At 67.3% G+C, this 18,457-nt stretch carries 15 protein-coding genes; 9 read left to right on the top strand and 6 right to left on the bottom strand.

The window, feature by feature from the left end; all coding sequences use genetic code 11:
* The first annotated feature begins 10 nt into the window (after positions 1-10).
* Positions 11-586 carry an imm11 family protein gene (locus MYSTI_RS30280; RefSeq protein ID WP_015351629.1) on the top strand — a complete coding sequence of 192 codons (576 nt, stop codon included), beginning with the start codon at positions 11-13 and terminating at the stop codon, positions 584-586.
* A 627-nt stretch (positions 587-1,213) separates the two neighbouring features.
* Positions 1,214-2,980 carry a carboxypeptidase-like regulatory domain-containing protein gene (locus tag MYSTI_RS42335; RefSeq protein ID WP_169558677.1) on the top strand — a complete coding sequence of 589 codons (1,767 nt, stop codon included), beginning with the start codon at positions 1,214-1,216 and terminating at the stop codon, positions 2,978-2,980.
* Between the two features lie 9 nt (positions 2,981-2,989).
* Here MYSTI_RS42335 and MYSTI_RS30270 read toward each other — a convergent pair whose 3' ends face one another.
* The 4 genes from MYSTI_RS30270 to MYSTI_RS30255 are packed head-to-tail and all read right to left on the bottom strand — an operon-like array spanning position 2,990 to position 8,986.
* Entirely contained in the window at positions 2,990-3,496 is a 507-nt protein-coding gene (locus MYSTI_RS30270; protein ID WP_015351627.1) for an FmdE family protein, read from the bottom strand.
* A gap of 38 nt (positions 3,497-3,534) precedes the next feature.
* Positions 3,535-4,485, bottom strand: coding sequence for an NAD-dependent epimerase/dehydratase family protein (locus MYSTI_RS30265; protein ID WP_015351626.1), 951 nt, complete (start codon positions 4,483-4,485; stop codon positions 3,535-3,537).
* The gene (locus tag MYSTI_RS30260; protein ID WP_015351625.1) at positions 4,482-7,091 is read right to left on the bottom strand and encodes an SDR family oxidoreductase; all 2,610 of its coding nucleotides are present in this window, start codon (positions 7,089-7,091) and stop codon (positions 4,482-4,484) included. Before MYSTI_RS30260 ends, MYSTI_RS30265 begins: the two co-directional genes overlap by 4 nt.
* The gene (locus MYSTI_RS30255; RefSeq protein ID WP_015351624.1) at positions 7,091-8,986 is read right to left on the bottom strand and encodes an FAD-binding oxidoreductase; all 1,896 of its coding nucleotides are present in this window, start codon (positions 8,984-8,986) and stop codon (positions 7,091-7,093) included. Before MYSTI_RS30255 ends, MYSTI_RS30260 begins: the two co-directional genes overlap by 1 nt.
* 143 nt (positions 8,987-9,129) lie before the next feature.
* Here MYSTI_RS30255 and MYSTI_RS30250 point away from each other — a divergent pair, with 143 nt between their 5' ends.
* Positions 9,130-9,654: a TetR/AcrR family transcriptional regulator gene (locus MYSTI_RS30250; RefSeq protein ID WP_015351623.1), complete on the top strand. Its 525-nt coding sequence runs from the start codon at positions 9,130-9,132 to the stop codon at positions 9,652-9,654.
* Positions 9,655-9,705: 51 nt separating this feature from the next.
* On the opposite strand, the gene MYSTI_RS30245 is transcribed toward MYSTI_RS30250, so the two are convergent.
* Positions 9,706-11,598 carry a Hint domain-containing protein gene (locus MYSTI_RS30245; RefSeq protein WP_015351622.1) on the bottom strand — a complete coding sequence of 631 codons (1,893 nt, stop codon included), beginning with the start codon at positions 11,596-11,598 and terminating at the stop codon, positions 9,706-9,708.
* 228 nt (positions 11,599-11,826) lie between these two features.
* On the opposite strand from MYSTI_RS30245, the gene MYSTI_RS30240 reads away from it, so the two are divergent.
* Positions 11,827-12,747: an RluA family pseudouridine synthase gene (locus tag MYSTI_RS30240; RefSeq protein WP_015351621.1), complete on the top strand. Its 921-nt coding sequence runs from the start codon at positions 11,827-11,829 to the stop codon at positions 12,745-12,747.
* 54 nt (positions 12,748-12,801) lie between these two features.
* On the opposite strand, the gene MYSTI_RS30235 is transcribed toward MYSTI_RS30240, so the two are convergent.
* Positions 12,802-13,293: a hypothetical protein gene (locus MYSTI_RS30235; RefSeq protein ID WP_015351620.1), complete on the bottom strand. Its 492-nt coding sequence runs from the start codon at positions 13,291-13,293 to the stop codon at positions 12,802-12,804.
* A 199-nt stretch (positions 13,294-13,492) separates the two neighbouring features.
* On the opposite strand from MYSTI_RS30235, the gene MYSTI_RS30230 reads away from it, so the two are divergent.
* The 5 genes from MYSTI_RS30230 to MYSTI_RS30210 are packed head-to-tail and all read left to right on the top strand — an operon-like array spanning position 13,493 to position 18,413.
* A complete protein-coding gene (locus tag MYSTI_RS30230; protein WP_015351619.1) occupies positions 13,493-14,230 on the top strand; it encodes a TadE/TadG family type IV pilus assembly protein in 738 nt (245 codons plus the stop codon).
* Positions 14,227-16,272, top strand: coding sequence for a hypothetical protein (locus tag MYSTI_RS30225; RefSeq protein WP_015351618.1), 2,046 nt, complete (start codon positions 14,227-14,229; stop codon positions 16,270-16,272). Before MYSTI_RS30230 ends, MYSTI_RS30225 begins: the two co-directional genes overlap by 4 nt.
* The gene (locus MYSTI_RS30220; RefSeq protein WP_015351617.1) at positions 16,251-17,351 is read left to right on the top strand and encodes a hypothetical protein; all 1,101 of its coding nucleotides are present in this window, start codon (positions 16,251-16,253) and stop codon (positions 17,349-17,351) included. Before MYSTI_RS30225 ends, MYSTI_RS30220 begins: the two co-directional genes overlap by 22 nt.
* A 7-nt stretch (positions 17,352-17,358) precedes the next feature.
* Complete coding sequence (locus tag MYSTI_RS30215) at positions 17,359-18,234, top strand: hypothetical protein (RefSeq protein WP_015351616.1); 876 nt, start codon at positions 17,359-17,361, stop codon at positions 18,232-18,234.
* Positions 18,231-18,413 (top strand): hypothetical protein, encoded by a 183-nt coding sequence (locus MYSTI_RS30210; protein ID WP_044281643.1) that lies wholly within the window; start codon positions 18,231-18,233, stop codon positions 18,411-18,413. The genes MYSTI_RS30215 and MYSTI_RS30210 overlap by 4 nt, the downstream gene beginning before the upstream one ends.
* Positions 18,414-18,457 lie beyond the last annotated feature (44 nt).

Here is an 18,457-nt window from a genome sequence, read left to right as displayed (position 1 = left end):
GAAGGCCATCATGTCGGACTTCACTCGATACTTCAAACTCAGGGAAGATGTGCGGGCAGGGTACTGGTATCTCGGAGACCCATTGGATGGGACTGGTCAGGAGGTCGAGGACATCTGGCAGTTCGCGGCAGGCGCTCCTATCCAGCCTCCGGGTCGGCTGACGTTTCCCATCAGGGAGCCCGGGCGGAGCCTGGACTTCAGCACCGCAGGCGTTGGAGTGACTCCCATTGTCCATGTCAGGGTCGCGACCATCTTCGCGGAGCGAGCTCCGGGAGATGTGCAACTCATTCCCGTCGACGTCAAAGGCTATCCGGAGCAGTACGTCATGCTCGTGGCCACGAAGACTGTTCGGTGCATCGACGACAAGGCGTCGAGAGAGATTCTGCTCTGGAAGCCAGAGGATGATCGTCCGGAAATGCTGGGCAAGTACCGGAGCGTGGCGGGAATGAAGATTGACCGCTCGAAGGTGGGCGATACCAAGGTCTTCCGCACCTGGGGATGGCCGCTCGGGCTGATTGTCTCCGAAGATATCAAGGCCGCAATGGAAGCCGCGAAGACCTCTGGATCGAAGTTCGAGGAAGTGTAGAGCCGAAGGGGCCGCGATGACCTTGAGTCAGACGATGTACTGAAGGCCTCGAGATGACGTCCAGGTCGGGAACTGGCGCCTGGAGGCTCCGCTGGATGAGACGGGCAGGAGGCGGAGGACATCTGGCCGTTCGCGGCGGGTCGACCTATCCGCTCGCCTGGGCGTCTAAAGCGATTGACCTGGCAGACTGGGCCAGTACCGCAGCGTCCATAGCCTTCGAATGGACTGACGGAGAGAGCGCGAGGCCACGGTGTTCTGCACTTGGGCCGGGGGATTACTCGCAGCATCGCTAGCGACATTGACATTCCGATTGGGAAGTCAATCGCACTGGCGGGGTATTCCCAGTAATGGAGAATTCATTTACGAGCCTGCAAACAAATGGACTCAAGGATAGTCCCTGAGGGGAGACGCATGTCGAGGAGGATGAGCCAGTCGTTGCTGGCTGGCGTTGTACTGCTGATGCTCGCAGTCCTTTGGGGATGGAACAGCGCTCCTGGTTGCGTTGGGACGAGCCATGGTGAACAGGAGATACAACCCGGGGCGCATGTCGCAGAAGTGCGAGCGGGAGTTGCCAGCTGGCTACCTGTGCCGACTCCAGAAACTGTCTCGCATACTTCTCGGCCAAAGATGATGCTCACGGGACGCATCATCTCGGAAGAGAGTGGTGATGGAATCCCAGGTGCCGAAATTTCGATTCAACGTCTTGGTCGTATTGAGTCAATTCGGAGTGGGGTCGATGGTCGCTTTTCGTATGAGCCCCCGATATCCGGAGAGTATTCGATTGTAAGAGTGGTGAGTGAGGGGTTCCAGCCGTTCGCTCCATCTGCCCGTATGCCCGGTCTGGTTGTCTCGGTCGACGAGGAGGAAGTGGTCGATGGGCTTGTATTGGCGCTCAAGTCTTTGGGGTACTGTGAGGGTGTTGTGCACGGCGTTGACGGCCGTCCCGTTTCAAACGCAAAGATCCGTTTCTTGACCACGGGACGGTGGGACCCGAGCAGTGGGGTTCCCGAATCGGTCGAGTCAAATCTCGACGGACAGTTCAAGATCCCGTTCGTGCCGGATGCTCTTCTTCAGGCTGAGTTGAACGGTACTTTTTCCGGGATTCATTGTCTGTGTATTGCTTCAGAGTGTCCCTTTGTGATGGACTTGGACGCTGACGCTGCTCAGGCTGAATTGAAGTATGTCGAAGGCCATGTGCTTGATTCTGCGGGGCATCCTGTTGCCGGAGTTCAGGTCAGTGCAACGGACGCCGAATTCCGGCGTACGAAGATTATGGGAGATGTTGCTCCAGTTGATGACGGAGGGGTCGATATGGGCATCCTTCTCAGCGCCCTGGAGATGGAGCCCCGTCAAGAGACAGTGACCGATGACGATGGCAGTTTCTTGATAGGTCCACTTGAGGAGGACGAATATGATGTCTTCGTTTCCAAAGATCCTGAGTCGATGAAGACTGTGAAGGCAGGGGCGCGAGACGTTCGGCTGCGACTGCCGCCGGCAGGTCAAATCTCAGGGAGAGTGGTCTCTGAGTTGACTGGTGAGGCTGTTTCCGGGTTCTCGTATTTGATTGAGAAATACTGGAGGGAAGGGGAGTTCGCGAGAGGTAGGATTCGAGATAGCCTGAGGCACCGGGGGATTGTTCACGATGCTCGGGGGCGTTTCGAGATCTCCAACTTGCCTGCTGGTGTCTATCGGCTTCGGATTCTGGCTGATGGATTTCAAAGGAGCGTTCGGTCAACAGTGAAGGTGGCGGCTGGTGAGAGAACGCAACTTACGATTTCGCTGACGGCTGGACACTTGTTGCAAGGCATCGTGACAGACCTGGAGACGGGACAGCCTCTCGCGGGGGCTCGGATTTCGGAGCATGAACCAAGGCATCAGGGCCTGTGGGCAGATGCGGTCGATGAGGTTTCATCTTTAGGAACACCAGGAGTTGTTGAGACCGCTGCCGACGGGAGCTTTAGACTGACGGTGACGGAGGATGCGCTCTGGGCCAGTTCGAGTGGTTATCGGTCATGGGTTGTTCGGGAGCCTGCATCCTGGAGTGGACCGCTGCGAATCGCATTGAGTCCGCTAAGAAAAGACGCGGCTCCCGGTGTCGAATTTGGTGGCGTAGGAATTGTCTGGGCGAGTGAGCAGACTTCTGTTGGTGGGGTACAGCGACTGACAATCAGCGGCGTTCTTGACGGGAGCCCAGCAGAGCGCGGTGGACTTGCTGCTGGAGATGCCATGCTCGCAGTGGATGGCGCGGCCGCGGAATGGGAGGAAGCCTCCTCAGTGGGCGCGAGGATTCGAGGTGAAGTTGGTACCCCGGTCCGACTGAGGCTCTGGAGGAGTTCATCTCGTCAAGAGTATGAAGTCGTTCTGACGCGAGCCCGGCTCATGGAATCGGATTGATGCAACCTTCTACCGTGGTCCAACGGCCTCGAACACTTCGGCATCCGTGAGTGTCATCACTTCCCGCCCGGCCGCAGCCAATTCCTTGCGCGGCACGTTGAGGTACCGCGTCGCGAAGGCCGCCGTGGGCTTGAGAGTGATGGTCTTCCCCGTCGCGCGATGGCGGAACGTCGTGAAGACCTCGGCGGACGTGGCCGTGCTCGCGAGCGCGAGATTGAGCTTTCCTAGGCTCGCCCCCGTGGCCGCCGCGGCTCCGTCCGCGACACACGTGTACTGAACCTTCGCCGGGCTGTGATGCACGACCTCCAGGTCGAAGCTCCCCACCGGCAGCCCCAACTCCCGGAGGGCATGCGCCCCCATCCGATACCCCGCCACCGCCCAGGGGCCCGCGCCTCCGTGAATGGACGCAACCCGCGCCAGCGCCGCATCCTCGGCCGATGGGACTCGCTGGGCCCCCGCACAGCCGGAGGCCACCAGCAACACGACACCAACGAGGAGGCGGGCGCGCAGGCTCATGAAAGGGGTTCTACCTCGAACCCCTCCACCCTGGCACTTCAGTGGCGAGCCTGCGTCGCGCGCAGCCACGCCACCGTGTCGCTCAACGTCTGCCGGTGTCCCCGAGGGCGATAGTCGAGCTCCTCGTGGCTCCACAGCGTCTTGAACCCCCAGTGGCACATCGACATCTCGAGCACCACGGGGTCCGGCAGCTTCTTGATGGGCACTCGCGAGCCCAACGCCGCGAGCCCCTTCACCACGAACGTCGGCACATCGGGCTGCACCACCGGAATCCCGGCGACCTCACCCACGCGCTCGAAGAAGGTCCTCAGCGACAGCGCCGTCCCTGGCAGGTGGTACGTGTCCCGCCACGTCGCCTTCTTCGACAAGTTCGCCAGCGCCTGCGCCACGTCCCGCACGTCCGTGAACGCGATGCCGCCCGCCGGAATGAACGGCAGCCGGCCATTCAGCACGCGCGCCACGTTCGTCGTCGAACGCCCCAACGTGTCGCCCGGTCCCAACAGCACGGGAGGCCGCACCACCGTCATCTCCACGCCGAGCTGCCGCGCCAGCTTCCGCGACTGCTCCTCGGCCCGAATCTTCGACAGGTAGTACGGCCAGCGGCCCACCAGGGCCTCCGCGTAGAGCGAGTGCTCATCCGCCTCGATGGTGGCGTGCTCGAAGCACCCCACCGTCCCCGACGTCGACACCAACACCAGCCGCGCATCCAGCGCCTTCGCCGCCCGGACCATCGCCAGCGAGCTGTCGATGTTGAAGCGCACCATCTCCTCGGAGTGCTTCCGGCTGTGATGCACCATCCCCGCCGAGTGCACCAACACCTTCACGCCCTTCGCCTCCGACAACCACGCGTCGGGCTCCAGCGGCGTGCCCTTCACCTGCGGCACCTTCATCTCCAGCGGCGTGCGCACCAGCGCCACCGCGTCGTCTCCCAGCAGCTCGAGCAGGTTGCGACCCAGAAACCCGCTGGCTCCCGTGACCAGGGTCTTCATCGCTCGACCTCGCCGCGCCAGGCACACGCCTCATGGAACCCGGAGAGCTGCGTCGCGTTCTCGCCCCACTCGAAGCCATCATCCGTGGGCTTCACGATGTCGCGCGACACCAGCGCCTGGACCACCCCGTCGAGGTGCGGTCGATGCGCCACCTCCACGGCCTTCAGCTCACCCGGCGCACGCACCTTCGTCACCTCGCGGTAGTCCCGCACCACCGGCGCGTAGAGCGCCTCCACCACCGCGTCCACGCGCGCATCCTCGCACTCGGCCAGCGGCGTCGAGCACCAGCGGTAGCGCGACAGGTGGTCCTCCAGCGCCACGTTGCCCGGCTGCCGCGCCAGCACGTCCCCCGCGAACCAGTGTTGCCACTGGTTGCGCAGCGAATACGACAGCGAAGGCGTCAACGGAGACGGCACCGGCAGGTCGCTCGTCACCACGCGTCCACCCCGGCGCTCGATCGCCTCCCGCAGCCACGTCTCGTCGACCCCCGGAATCGAGTGCTCGGCGAGGAACGCCCGCAGGTGGAAGCTGCTCACCGAGGTGTGCCGCTGAAGCTCCGCCATCAGCGTGTGGCTCAGCGTCCGCACGTCCGTGGTCCGCTCGAGCAGCTGCGGCGCGCCACAGGCCAGGTGCACCCGGCCCAGCTGCACCTTGCCGCGCGCCAGCTTCGACAGCCACGACATCACCCCCGTGAGCGTCATCTTCGGACGCGGCTCGCCCGCAAGCTCCTTCGCGAGCGAGGCCTCCTCGGGGAGTCGGTCATACGAGATGGCGACGGGCAGCACGGCGAACCGGCGCCCCGTGTTCTGCAGCGCGCGCAAGAGCCCCCGCTTCGGCGGCAGCATCAGCCGAGCCCGGCTGCGCTGGCCCTCGATGAAGAACATGAGCGACGCGTTCTTCTCGGTGAGCCGGCGAAGCTCCTCGCCCAGCTCCGGCACTTCCTTGCCCACGCCGCGCTTGATGAAGAACGCCTGCGAGTCCCGAAGAATCGGCCCCACCACCGGAATGCGGCCGAACTCCTCCGCCGCCGCGATGTGCGGCATCGAGATGCCCAGGTCCGGGTGCTGGAAGCACAGATAGCTGGCCAGCAGGAAGTCGAAGTAGCTGCGATGCGTGGGCGCCAGCACCACCAGCGCGTCCGGAGGCACCTGCGCCACCGCGTGCTCGAAGGACGGCCGGTCGAACGTCACGTCGCTCGTGCAGTGGCGGAACGTCTTGCGCAGCGAGTAGCCGAACACCTTGAGCGTCGTGTTGTTCGTCGGGCGCTGCAGCAGCCACGTCCGGTCGTCCCGCGCGTCATCGTGCTTGGGCCCCGCGAAGGACACCTGCGTCTCGTCGCGCGACAGCAGGTGCCGGTAGAGCCCCTGGTTCACCACGCGCACGTACTCGCGCGGCTCGAAGCCGGGCACCTCGAGCGGCGTGCTTCGCACGAAGTCGAACGTGTGGTGGGTGAAGTACGAGAAGCCCTCGTTCAGGTACTGCACCTTCTCGTCGGCGCGCGTGAGGCGGCGGTGGGCCTTCTTCTGGCCCAGCAGCTTGAGCGCGGCCTTCTGCAACTGCACGGGCAGCTCCCGGCGCAGGAAGTCGACGCCGTCGAAGCCGTGGTCCTTGCGGCCCACGAACATGTCCGGCGTCTTCACCACCCCCGGGCGGTGCTTGAACCACTCGATGGTCGACGCCGCCGCCATGTCGATGCGCAGCGCGCGCTGAATCCCCATGGTGGCGTGGACGATGGGTACCGCCTCGCCAGGGCGAGGCATGGGGCCGAACACCGAGCGGACGACCTCGCTCGCCACCACGTCCACGGGGACCACGTCGAGGCGCACGGACGGGTCGGCATTGAACGCCCGCACCACGCCCAGGCCGCTGTACAGCAGGCACCCGGCGAGCGCCGCCGGGCTGTCCAGCCACGCCGGGAAGGGCGTGCGGTGGGACGCCGACACGATGCTGGGCCGGACGATGACGACGGGCACATTCCCGCGGCGCTCGCAGATGAGGTGCTCGGCGACGCTCTTGGTGAGCGTGTACGTATTGGGGTGGCCCGTGAGCTCCATCCACTCGCGGCCATCCCCCTGCGCCACCTGGAAGGCCGCGTAGAGCTCCTCCGCGGGCTTGGGCAGGTGCGCCAGTTGCTCCTCGATGGGCCCGGGCCGCCACACGGTGACGTAGGCCGTGGACACGTCGACCATGCCCACGAGCTTCGGGCACGTGCGCGCCAGCTCCAGCACGGAGAGCGCGCTCTTGATGTTCGCGGACGTCGCCTGCGCGAGCGGCAGGTCGAACTCCACGCTCGCCGCGCAGTGCACGACGTGGGTGACGCCCTGGCGCACCTTGCTCGCATCGGCGGCGGACAGGCCGCAGTCCGGGTTCTCCAGGTCGCCGCTCACCACGTCGACGCGGTTCGTCCACCCCGGAGGCAGGTGCGAGAAGCACGCGGCCTGCGCCACCTTCGTGAAGCGCTCCTCGGCCGACTGCACGCGCCCCTGGCGGTCCTTCGACTCGCGCACCAGCACGGTGACGCGCTCGACGCCCCGGACGAGCAGCGCCTCCAGCACCACCTTGCCGACGAAGCCGGTGACCCCGGTGAGAAACACATGGCGAGACATCAGTGCGCCTCCTCGTCGGGAGTGAGCGCGATGGGGCCGTTGATGCCGCTGTTCGACGCGCCGAAGACGTTGTCCGGGTCGATGGCCGCCTTCACCTTGCGGTTGAGCGCCAGCGCGCCCTCCGAATAGACCTCCGGGAGGAAGTCGCGGCGAATCTTGCCGATGCCGTGGTGATGCGAGAGCGAGCCGCCCGCGGCGAGAATCTCCTCGCGCGCCGCGTGCTCCAGCGCCGCGTAGGCCCCCACCGGGTCCTTCACGCCCTTCGCGTAGAAGCCCAGGTAGAAGTAGATGACCACGCCCGTCTGGTAGACCTGCGTGAGGCGGCCGGTGAAGAACACCTTGCCCGGCAGCTTCATCGCCGCGTGCTCCTTCTCCACGCGGCGCTGCACGCGCTCATAGAGCTCCATGGCCAGGCTCCACGGCACGCTCGTCTCGAAGCTCTCCGCGATGGCCCAGTGCTCGAACGTGAGGTCGCGGATGTAGGCGATGCCGAACGTGAGCTGGTAGCCACGCTCCCCGTTGGCCCCGCCGCCCTTCATGCCGCCGTGCTCCGCGGCGATGCGGTACAGCGTCTTCTCCTGGAACGCGACCTCTTCGCGGGAGCCCTCGAAGACGACCGTCGCCACGGCGAGCTTGTACGGGTCGTAGCCCTTGAGCTTGGTCACCACCATCTTCTCGACCTCGCTCTTCAGCTTGGCAGCGAGCCCGTGCTTCGCCGGCTTGAGCGCCTGGCCGAAGTGGAACTGGGTGTTGTCCATCACCCGGACGCTGGCGGGCACCGCGCCCGACTTCTGCAGCTCGTAGAGGAAGGAGAGGCCCGTCTTGAGGTCGGGGAAGAGGACCGAGCCGTAGCGCTGGACCTCGGGCACGGGGAACAGCTTCACCACCGCCGTGGTGATGATGCCGAAGTTCCCTTCGCTGCCGAACATGTACTGGCGCGGGTTGACCCCCACGCTCTCCCGAGGCGCCTGCCGCGGGCGCTCGACGATGCCCTGCGCGGTGACGACCTGCATGTCGAGCACCAGGTCCTCGATGTTGCCGTAGCGGTTCTTCTTCATGCCGCTGGCGTTGGTGGCAATCCACCCGCCGAGCGTGGAGAACTCGAGGCTGTCGGGCTCATGGCCCATGGTGAGGCCGAACTTCGCCAGCTCGCTCATCAGGTGACGCCCGGTGGCGCCCGCCTCGATGCAGGCCATGCGGTTGACGGGGTCAATCCACAGGATGCGGTTCATCTGCCGCATGTCCACGGCGATGACCAGGCGCGCCTCCGAGAGCGGAATCCGCAGCGCCTCCGTCACGTTGGTGCCGCCGCCGAAGGGGATGACGCAGGCGCCGTGCTTCATGGCGACCTCCACCAGGCGCACCACCTCCTCGTGGCTCCGGGGGAACACGACGAGGTCCGGCACCCGGTCCAGCTTCGTGTAGCGGATGGCCCAGATCTCCCCACCCGTGTGGCCATGGCCCCGGCGCAGGCGCTCCTTGGGGTCGTCCGTGAGCTGCTCGTCCTCGAGGAACTCGCGCAGCGCCGCCACCAACTGCTCGTTCTTCTTCGCCTCGGGAATCTGGGGCGGGTAGTGCGGCTCGTTGCGGTTCTCGTAGCTCAGCGGGGAGGCGAGCTTCGCGGCGAACCAGGGCATCAGGTCCGGCAGCGCGACGTTGCTGATGTTGTAGCGAGTCCCCGTCAGCACCGTGCTGCCATCGGGTTGCACCACGAAGCGCGTGTCCGCGAAGCCCCAACCTTCCAGGGACTCCACCTCGGTGGACTCCGGTGCGACGGGGGGAGTGAAGCGCGTGTCTCCGGAGGACGCCGAGGCCGACTGGCCGCCGTTCTGCCCACCGGTTGCGTTCAGCACCACCTTGTCCAGACGGCGCGAAGGACCCGATTTATCTGCCATGGTGGTGGCGAGTGGTACACGCCGCTGATTTTCACGTCAACGCGCGACGCTTACGCAGGTGCGCACTGCGTTACGCAATTCCGGAACGCCCGGTCTCGAAATTAGGTTTGTTCCGAGACAGCGAGTCTCGTAAAGACAAGGTCATGCGTGTGGGCCGACCGAGGGACGAGAAGGTGCGCCGGGCGATACTCACAGCCGCTCAGGAACTGGTCCTCGAGAAGGGCTACGCGGAGGTGACCACCGGGGAGGTGGCGAAGCGGGCGGGTGCGGGGAAGCAGACCCTCTACCGCTGGTGGCCGGGCAAGGGGGCGTTGGTGCTCGATGCCTTCTCGGAGTGGGTGCGGCAGGCGCCTCGCTCGAGCCTCCGCAAGCCCTCGCTGTCGTCGACGCTGGTGGAGTTCTGCCGGGGTGCCTCGGAGGCCGCGCCCGTGTTGCGGGCGCTGATGGCGGAGGCCCAGTTCGACGAGGACCTGCACCGGCGGCTCGTCGCCCAGCTGGTGCGACCCCGGGGCGATGAGCTCCGGGCCTGCCTCTCCGACCGCCGCCCCGCCGACCGAGAGGTGCTGGTCAACGTGCTCTCCGGGCTCGTGTGGCAGCGGCTCATGCTCAACGAACCCCTCGACGCGAGCTTCGTGCGCTTCGCGTTGAGGGTGGTCGCGCGCTTCTGAAGCCCGTGCCCGCTGGCCTGTCGCCGCCAGCGGGCACATGGGGGCTTCCCGCTACGGGCGGGCCGAGGGGTCCACGGCCGCGCGGCGCGGCGAGGACAGCTCCCGCTGCATGGTGTCGTCGCCCACGAGCACGCCGTCGGCGAACAGGGTCCGCTCGTTGGGGCTCAGCGACGCCAGCTCCTCGGGCGTGCCCAGCTTCAGGTTGTAGACCTTGCCGTCATACGGCACGCGCTCGGTGGAGGTGATGGTGGCCGTGCCCTTCTGGGTGAGCACCGTGTCCTTCACCTGCACCTTGTCGGCCGCGATGACCAGGCCCGAGGACAGGAGCACCGGGTGCTGCTCCGTCAGGCGCACGTCGTGGCCCTGGTCGTCGCGCAGGCGCACGAGCGGCTTGGGCTCGCGGCCGAAGATGAAGTCCTGGACGGTGAGCACGCGGCCCTTGGCGTTCGCCCGCACCTTGTCGCCCACGCGCAGGGTCTCGATGGGGGCCAGGGTGCCGTCGGCCATCGTGATGCGGGTGCCCTCCGCCATGCAGCTGTTGAGGACGTTGAGCTTGAAGGGGTTGGTGGGCAACGCGGCGCTGGTGAAGGTGAGGGCGCGCGGAACCGCCGTGGTGCCGCCGCAGTTGGCCATCGCGTAGAGCGTCATGGAGAGGACCACCGTCTCGTTGACGATCTTCTCCATCGTGCAGCCGGTGCCGCCCGACGCGGTGGTGTTCATGGAGACGTTGACCAGTTGCTGGATGGTCGTCGTCTTGCCACCCACGGGGAAGGCATCGGACAGGTCCGCCGTCGTCGTACACGTGCCGCCCGTGTCCGTCTTGATGAGGCGGAGCCGGGTCGTCATGGGGTCCTTCTTCATCGCCTGGATGGTGCACGGCGCGGACATGGCGCCCGCGTCGAACGTGCCCTGCGTGGGCACGTAGATCTGGTTGGTGTCGAACGCCGTGCCCGGCTTGAAGGCGAAGTAGGCCGTGGGGTCTCCCGTCCACGGGTTGCTGGTCTTCTTGAGCGCCAGGCCCGTGGGCGTCTGGGGGTACGGGGCCAGCGTGCCGGAGGCGTTCAGCACCATGGCGTAGTCGCAGTCCGCGCCGCCGCGGAGCTGGCAGGTGGTGAGGTTGATGTCGGTCCGGGGCCCCGGGGTCGCGAAGCGCGGGTGGTCCAGCGTGAAGGTGGCGGCCTCGGGCGCCAGCGTCGTGTCCAGGCTGGAGAAGGAGACGTGCTCCTCGTCCGTCTTGTCGTTGCGCGCCACCATCAGCGACTCGATGACGACCTTGCGGTTGGCCTCCATGGGCGCGCGCACCACCAGCTGGGTGTCGTCGAACGTCTTGCCGTCGTCGCTCTCCTCGTTCGCGCTCTTGGCCAGCACCGTCTGCTTCTTGCCGGACAGGTCGCTGTCGTAGGCCACGACATCCGTGAAGACGTGGTGGGAGCCGCCCGCGCAGGTGGCGTAGGGGTTGACGACGAGCGCGGGCCGGTTGTCCTGCGCCTTGTCGAACGCCTCACCCTTGTCGCCCTTCACCGTGCGCGAGTCCTGCACGTGGAGGAAGTGGTCGCAGTTCCAGTCCGTGGGCTTGGGCTGGGGGCCACCTCGCACCGCCTTCGCGCGGGCGCTCTCCAGCGTCTTCAGCGCCCGGGCGAAGTCCCGGCGAACCGGAGGGCCTTGCTGGAGCGAGGTCGTCTCGGTGGATGCCGCCTCGGCGGCCGCCGCCTGCTGGAGCCGATGCAGCGCGTATTCGTAGTGGTCGTCGTTCGCCAGGTCCAGGCGCACGAAGTCCTCATGGTTCTTGCGCTGCTCGAAGGCCGCGACCACGGAGGCGCGCTTCTCTTCGAGCGTCTTCGGCTTGGTTTGCGGTTTGACAATCCACGGACAGCCCGGCAACAAAGACAAGCATCCGGCGAGCATGGCCAGACGAGCCATGCGACGGCCCTGTAATACGTTCATGAACTCCCCCTCTGGACGGACCCGTTGCGAGCCCGGAGAAAGCACTGTCATACGCCCAGTGTTGGGAAGTCAATACTCTGGCATCTGACATTGAGTGCCGGTCAGCTGAGACCCAGCCTGTTACATCATGAGTCACGAAGCCGATGTGTCGGAGGGTGTCGCCGAGGGGAGAAGGGGGGCGCGACGTCGGCGTTGACTCCGTGCGCCACATGAGGGACGGACAGGCTCATGACGCAGCGGATTGTCCCCGTGCCCCGAGAAGTCGCTGGCGAGCGGTTGGATCGCTTCATCTCGAAGCAGGTTCCCGGCTTCTCGCTGGAGCGTGCCCGGGCGCTCATCGAGTCGGGCGGTGTGCGCATCCGCGGCAAGAAGTGCCAGCCCACCCGGAAGCTGTGGGGGGGCGAGCTGCTCGAAATCGAGCTGCCCCGGCCCAAGGCGACGTCCATCCCGTCGTCCGTGGAGGGGCCTCGGCTGGTGGTGCTCCATGACGACGCGGCGTTGGTCATCGTGGACAAGCCGCCGGGCCTCGTCGTGGAGCGCGAGGGGCGCGACGCCTCCGTGGCGGACCTGCTCGCGGTGCAGCGGCCTCCGTTCGACGTGGAGGGGCAGGCGATGCCGGGCATCGTGCACCGGTTGGACCGGGAGACGAGCGGCTGTCTGGCTTTCGCGCGCACGGACGACGCGGCGGCGGCGCTGCTGCGAGCGTTTCAGGAGAAGCGCGTGGACAAGCGCTACTGGACGCTGGTGCTGGGGAGTCCTCCGGAGACGGGGCGGCTGGAGGGGCCGTATGCGAGAGACCCGAACAACCCCCGCTGCTTCACCACGCGAATCCCCTCCGCGCGGCGGGCCGCGCTGTCCTTCCAGGTGAAGGAGCGGCTCCCCGGCGCCGCGCTGCTGGAGGTGGACCTGGACACGGGGCGCACGCATCAGATTCGCGTGCAGCTCTCCGAGGCGGGCTTCCCGGTGCTGGGGGACTCGCTGTACGGGACGGACGCGGCTCGCGAGCATCCCGCGGCGAAGGCGCTGGGCCGGCAGGCGCTGCATGCGTTCGAGCTGGAGATTCCCAGTCCCCTGACACAGCAGCAGGTCAAGGTGAGGGCGGAGCCGCCGGAGGACTTCCAGCGAGCGCTGGTGCTGCTGCGCGGGTGAGCGGAATGCCGCGCGCGCCGGGCCCCACGAGGAGGTGGAGCCCGGCGAGGGGGACTACTTGCTGTCCACCACGAGGACCATCCAGCGGTCCGTGGCGTGGTCGATGCGGACGTTGGCGGCACCGGCCTCCTGGAGCTGCTGCACGATGCTCTCGAGGAACGTCAGGTGCTCCTTGGGCGCGTCCACGAAGACGTTCTTGGGGCCGTTGCCCTTGGCCTTCGGCTTCTTGGCGGGCGCGGAGGCGGAGGCGGCCTCGGTGTTCGCGGCGGCCTGGAGCTGCGCGGCCGTGGTCTCGGCGGTGGGCTCCGCGGCGGTCTCGGTCTCCACCTCGGGCTCCTCGGCGATGGGGGCGGCGGAGGCGGCGGCCTCGACTTCCTCCTCGGCCTCCGCGCGGAGCTGGTTGAAGGTCTTCATGTTGATGGTCGCCCCGAACTTCGACTTGAAGGCGTCCAGTGCATCCTTGCTGCTGATGTCCGGCTGCTGGCGGAAGAGGTTGAGCAGGAACGTCTGCCGCTCCTGGGTCTGCTCCTGGGAGGTCCTGGCCATCTACTGTTCTCCTCTGAACCTGGGGATGAAGGGCGGCGCACCCTAGCCGAGGGACTTCGGAGAGGAAAGACGCTCAGGGACTCACCCGCAAACCCTCGGGAAGTGGGGCGCGGACTTCCGTTCCGGCAAGAAACCCGAGGGGGCGCGTGTTCCCTGCGAAGAATCCAGGAATTCTCCTGGCGTTGGTGGGGGCTCCCGCATGCGCCGAAGCAGGAGGGGTGAGGCGCGGCAGCGCGGACAGGCCGCGGTGGAGAGCGCGCTCGTCTTGCCGCTGACGGTGTTCCTGCTGCTCGGCGCGCTGCAACTGGCGCTGTCGCATCAGGCGCGGCTGTTGAATGAGTACGCCGCGTTCAAGGTCGCGCGGGCCGCCAGTGTGTACCGGTTGGATTGCGAGCCCATGGTGCGCGCGGCGGTGCTGGCGTTGATTCCGTCGCTGAGCAGGACGGGCGCGGACGGCGCACCTCCCCAGAAGTTCATCCGCGTGGCGCGCCAGGTGTTGCGAGAGAACAGGCCCCTGGCGTTCGCGTTCCAGGGCGCGGGTCCCATCCCGCTCGTGCGGATCCACTACCGGCTGAGTGGGTTCCGGCCGGGCGTTCCATTCGACGCGCAGCTGGGGCCCGAGGAGCGGACGCTGAAGGCCCATGTGCGGCTGGCCTACTTCCACGAGCTCCGCATCCCCTTCGCGGGGTGGATTGTCAGCCGGGTGTGGCTGGCCTCGCAGACGGGCCGCGCGTGGGCGCTGGGGGCGGACCCCCTCACTCCGGTGCGGCGCACGGCGGGGAGGGTGAGGCGTGCGTCGGAGACGAGTCCGGACTGGGTCCTCGCGAGCCAGGCCATCGACCAGGGGTACTTCACGGTGCCGCTGGTCTCCACCTGGTCGCTGCGGATGATGAGTGACCCGCTGCCCGGCGCTCCGCTGGAGGGCGTATGCGAATGAGCGCTCGTGCTCGCGGGTCCGCGCGGGGCCAGTCCCTGGTGTTGGTGGTGCTGTTGATGCTGGTGGTGGTGATGACGACGTTCCTCACCTTCGCCCTCGGCGCGAGGATTCGGCGGAAGACCCAGCTCCAGGCGCTGGCGGACTCCACGGCCTACAGCCTCGCGGTGGCGGAGGCTCGCGCGTTCAACTTCTACGCCTGGAGCAACCGCGCGCTGGTCGCCCACCACGTGAGCATCCTCTCCGTCCACGCGCACCAGAGCTACCTGTCCTTCTACGAGGACATGCTGGGGGCCACGGGGTGGAACTTCGAGAACATCGCCCGGCAGATGGGGCCTCGGTGCCGCGCGGGGGGGAAGGCGGCGTGCGAGGGGCAGGACATCGCGCGGCGGATTCGAGACCTCTACTGGCTGAGCTCCTTCGACCCGAAGGCCGCGTTCAAGCAGCCGCGCATGTGCTCGAAGGTGAAGGGGCGCACGGTGTGCCGCGTGGACAAGGACTGCGTCGAGGGCCGGACGTGCCTGGACGCATCCGACCACGCCCGACGAGGCGCCATCTGGTTCCACGAGGAATGGCACCAGAAGGACAACAGCAACAGCTGTCTGCGGATGATCGAGGGCTCGAGAGACCACTTCAAGAAGGTGCAGTACCTGCGCTCGCGGCAGCTCACGGTCGATGCGCAGCTGCGGATGATGATGACGGGACGGGAGGCGGATGCCGTCCTGGTCGAGGGGGGCGCGGGGGCGGAGCGTGAGCTGCTGCGGGTCAACACGTCGATGCCGCACGGCTCGCGGCGGCAGGAGAAGATGTATGAGCGCCCCCCGGCGCAGGATTCACTGCCACAGCTGATGGTGCACCTGACGGCGCCCGAGCTCACCGCGGAGGAGAGCGCGGGGCGCGTCTCGCTGGGCTACTACCAGCGCGCCCTGGACAACGGGATGACGCTGGAGCGGCATCGCGACTACGACGAGGTCCTCTCGTCCACGCGTCATCCTGGCTTCATCACGCGGCGGGGCTACAAGTTCGGAGGCGCGACTCCCACCGAGGCGGACAAGGACCGCAACCTCCTCCGGCTGGAGCGGGGCGCGAGGCACGCCGCGGGCCGTGAGGCCCGGGTGGAGACCACGCTCATCAACCACGGCACCGCGCGCTATGTGTCGGTGCTCGACGGCGGGGCAGGGGGAGACCCGGGACTGGAGAACGTGTCGGGGCCCGCCATCAACGAGCGCTTCCCGTTCACCTACAGCGCGGTGCTGCCCCAGGGCGGCCGGCAGCTCAGCGCGCGGGCGCATCAGGCCCGACACGGTCCGGGCGGAGAGCTGGGAGACGGCGACGGACTGGCGGCCGAGGACCATGGCAGCGTGAGGAGCTCCTTCACGCTCCGCTCGGGGCAGGTCTTCGCGCACACGACGCGCATCATCCCCGGACGCAATGGCGTGTGGTCGGACCCTCACGACCACGAGCCTGGGCGCAAGGATGACAGCCACAGTCATCACATCTTCCACGGGGACCTCGCGATGGTGAACGGGCATGGCGAGAAGCTCGGCGACTGCACGGGCCCTGGGTGTGGGCGGAACCTGCAACGCGGTTACTACCGAGGGCACATGCGCTTCCGGCTCGCCCGGCTGGGGCGGGACGTGGAGCTCTGGAACATGCCGCGCACGCTGACGCTCATCAGCCGTCCGGTGCGGGAGCGCGCGGTGGGCTCGATGGCCGAGGCGCGGATGCCCTGGGACTTCGACTTCCGGGCCGAGCTTCCGGGCCCGGTCCAGTTCACCACCTGGAAGTCTCCGGGAGATGCGGCGACCCAGGGACGGATGGCCGCGTTCGCCGGTGGGCTCGTCTACTTCCACAAGCCACGGGTTCGCGGCGTCGGAGACGTCGACGAGGAGTATGGCGAGCCTCCCAACCTGTGGAACCCGTTCTGGCGCGCGAAGCTGCATCCCGTGAAGCAGGCGGATGCGCTGGCCGCCTCGCAAGGGGCTCATCCCGCGACGCACGCCGTCCTCGAGGAGCTCCAGCGATGGTCCGCCCTGAACTACTGAAGCCCTCCGCGTCCCGACGCGGCGCGGCCGCCGTGGAGCTGGCGGTGTCGCTGATGCTGTTCGTCCCGGTGTTGCTCTATTCCATCTACGCGGGGGAGGCGTTCCTCGCGGCGACCCGGGCGCAAGAGGCGGAGCTGACGGCCGCATGGGACGTCACGGCGTATCTGGGACATGACTATGCGACGCGGGCTCGCGCGGGGGACTCACTGGACCCGGACCGGGCGCTCGAGGTCCGGCGCCAGGTCGCGTCGGTGACGGGGCCCCGCGTGATGAAGGGCCTTCCCGCGCTGGACAGCTTCCTGCGTGAGGGCGTGGCACCTCCTCGACGGCGCATGGTGGTGTCCGAGCAGGAGCTGGTGGACGTGCGCTGCGAGCCCGTCGATGCGCGGGACTATCGGGATGGCGCGCTGCTCACCTTCGAGGGGATGTCCTCGGGCGTCCGCGCCTACCTGCATCGAGGGGGCTACACGGCGTGCCGCGCGCGGGTGCGCTTCCGCTCACCGTTCATGCCCGGGGGGCTGCGGGAGGGGTTTCACGCGAAGGTCGACCTGGTGCCGGCGGCGCTGCGGGAGGGCTTCTGGGTCTGTGGCATGGGGCGCTCGCTCCAGGGCTGTGGCCCCGCGGGCGTGGGCTCGGCGGACACCGAGGACCCGGGCTTCGTGGTGTTGATGGATGACTGGGCGCTGGAGGATGCGCGGGAGAGTCCGGTGAGCACCGCGTCGCTCGCCCGGAACCAGAAGTACGCGAACGTGGGTGAGCGCATGTACCTGCACACGCCCACGGAGCTTGGGGATGGCAGCGTCCGGGAGGTGGCCCTCGGCACCGAGCAGATTCGCGAGGTCCTGCTGTTCCTCCTCGATGACGCGCGGGACTTCGGCGACACGACGCAGTTCAAGTTCGGCTTCCGGAATCCGTCGAGCCAGGTGCAGACCTTCGAGCAGGACCCCGAGGGCGAGCCCCACCCTGGACACCTCACGCCATGGGACGACGGCGAGCCGGGCTTCGCGGGGGGCTCGGATGTGCGGCGCTCGCCGCACCACTACCTGGGCCACCCCGACGCGGACTTCAACCAACCCTGAGGCCCTCATGCGCATGTCATGGATGAAGCTCGTCGTCGGGTTGCTGTTCAGCGCGGTGGTGGGCTCGTCGCTCGGGCGGCTCTACTCCTCGCGCCTCGAAGCGGAGGTGGAATCACCGGAGGCTGTCTCGGAGGCTGCTCCACCCAGGGCGCAGCTTCACGCGCCACCCCCCACGACGGTGCGGCGAACAGGCCAGGTGCTGCTGAAGGAGCGACTGCCCTTGCCTCCTCGCGCGGGGCCGAGGATTCCCGTGGGGGAGCAGCTCACTGCACATGGTGTGCCGATGAACCTGGCCGCCTTCGAGACAGAGGCCTCGGTGGACGAGGTGTTCGCCTTCTATGCACGGCACTTCACGTCGAAGGGCTGGCCCCATGCGCGAGTCACTGGCGCAGCGGAGTGGGCGCCCCATCCCTCGCTGGGGGCAACGCTCCTCGACGAGGGCCTCCAGCTCACGGTGATGGTGATGCCTCACCACGCCGACCCGGGCGTCACGGTGATCCTCGGGCAGGCGGACATGGAAGCGTGGAGGGAGGGCTCGCAGGAGGAGGACACCGCGGACCTTCCTCGCTACCCGGGCACGAGCCCCTTCGCCGTGCGTTCACGGGATGAGGGGCGCGAGTCGTTGACGGTCAGCTTCGACACACGCGACCCTCCGGCGCGGGTGGAGGTGTTCTATCGCGAGGCCCTGGCCGCGCTCGGCTACGTCGAGCTCGCGGAGGACGAGGCTCTTGGGGGCGACGTCTCGGATTCGAAGCAGCTCCGGTTCGCGACCCGCACGGGGACCTCGTGGAGTCTGTCGCTGAGTGCCTCGGAGGGTGCGGGCACTCTCGTCACCGCGCAGGGCGCTCGTGCGATGAGCTCTCGGGAGGAGGGACACCCATGATGAAGCGGCACGCAGGGGTCCGAGGGCAGGCCATGGGCGAGTACTCGCTGCTCGTCACCTTGCTGACGCTGGGCTCGCTGGTGGGTTTCATCGGCTGGCCGTTCACCCAGCGGCTCTTCGAGGCACTCCAGTCCTACGTCGACCTGTACTTCTTCGCGCTCAACCTCGCGGTGGGGTGAGGTCGAGCGGAGGGCCCGCTGTGCCTGCCTGCCCCCCAGCGCCG

Source organism: Myxococcus stipitatus DSM 14675 (assembly GCF_000331735.1).
GTDB lineage: Bacteria > Myxococcota > Myxococcia > Myxococcales > Myxococcaceae > Myxococcus > Myxococcus stipitatus.
This window is presented reverse-complemented; position numbering and strand designations above follow the sequence as displayed.

Bases quoted from the DNA above. Each gene is read 5' to 3' on its own strand.
- MYSTI_RS30280 (WP_015351629.1), top strand. From the start codon at position 11: ATGTCGGACTTCACTCGATACTTCAAACTCAGGGAAGATGTGCGGGCA.
- MYSTI_RS42335 (WP_169558677.1), top strand. From the start codon at position 1,214: ATGATGCTCACGGGACGCATCATCTCGGAAGAGAGTGGTGATGGAATC.
- MYSTI_RS30270 (WP_015351627.1), bottom strand. From the start codon at position 3,496: ATGAGCCTGCGCGCCCGCCTCCTCGTTGGTGTCGTGTTGCTGGTGGCC.
- MYSTI_RS30265 (WP_015351626.1), bottom strand. From the start codon at position 4,485: ATGAAGACCCTGGTCACGGGAGCCAGCGGGTTTCTGGGTCGCAACCTG.
- MYSTI_RS30260 (WP_015351625.1), bottom strand. From the start codon at position 7,091: ATGTCTCGCCATGTGTTTCTCACCGGGGTCACCGGCTTCGTCGGCAAG.
- MYSTI_RS30255 (WP_015351624.1), bottom strand. From the start codon at position 8,986: ATGGCAGATAAATCGGGTCCTTCGCGCCGTCTGGACAAGGTGGTGCTG.
- MYSTI_RS30250 (WP_015351623.1), top strand. From the start codon at position 9,130: ATGCGTGTGGGCCGACCGAGGGACGAGAAGGTGCGCCGGGCGATACTC.
- MYSTI_RS30245 (WP_015351622.1), bottom strand. From the start codon at position 11,598: ATGAACGTATTACAGGGCCGTCGCATGGCTCGTCTGGCCATGCTCGCC.
- MYSTI_RS30240 (WP_015351621.1), top strand. From the start codon at position 11,827: ATGACGCAGCGGATTGTCCCCGTGCCCCGAGAAGTCGCTGGCGAGCGG.
- MYSTI_RS30235 (WP_015351620.1), bottom strand. From the start codon at position 13,293: ATGGCCAGGACCTCCCAGGAGCAGACCCAGGAGCGGCAGACGTTCCTG.
- MYSTI_RS30230 (WP_015351619.1), top strand. From the start codon at position 13,493: ATGCGCCGAAGCAGGAGGGGTGAGGCGCGGCAGCGCGGACAGGCCGCG.
- MYSTI_RS30225 (WP_015351618.1), top strand. From the start codon at position 14,227: ATGAGCGCTCGTGCTCGCGGGTCCGCGCGGGGCCAGTCCCTGGTGTTG.
- MYSTI_RS30220 (WP_015351617.1), top strand. From the start codon at position 16,251: ATGGTCCGCCCTGAACTACTGAAGCCCTCCGCGTCCCGACGCGGCGCG.
- MYSTI_RS30215 (WP_015351616.1), top strand. From the start codon at position 17,359: ATGCGCATGTCATGGATGAAGCTCGTCGTCGGGTTGCTGTTCAGCGCG.
- MYSTI_RS30210 (WP_044281643.1), top strand. From the start codon at position 18,231: ATGATGAAGCGGCACGCAGGGGTCCGAGGGCAGGCCATGGGCGAGTAC.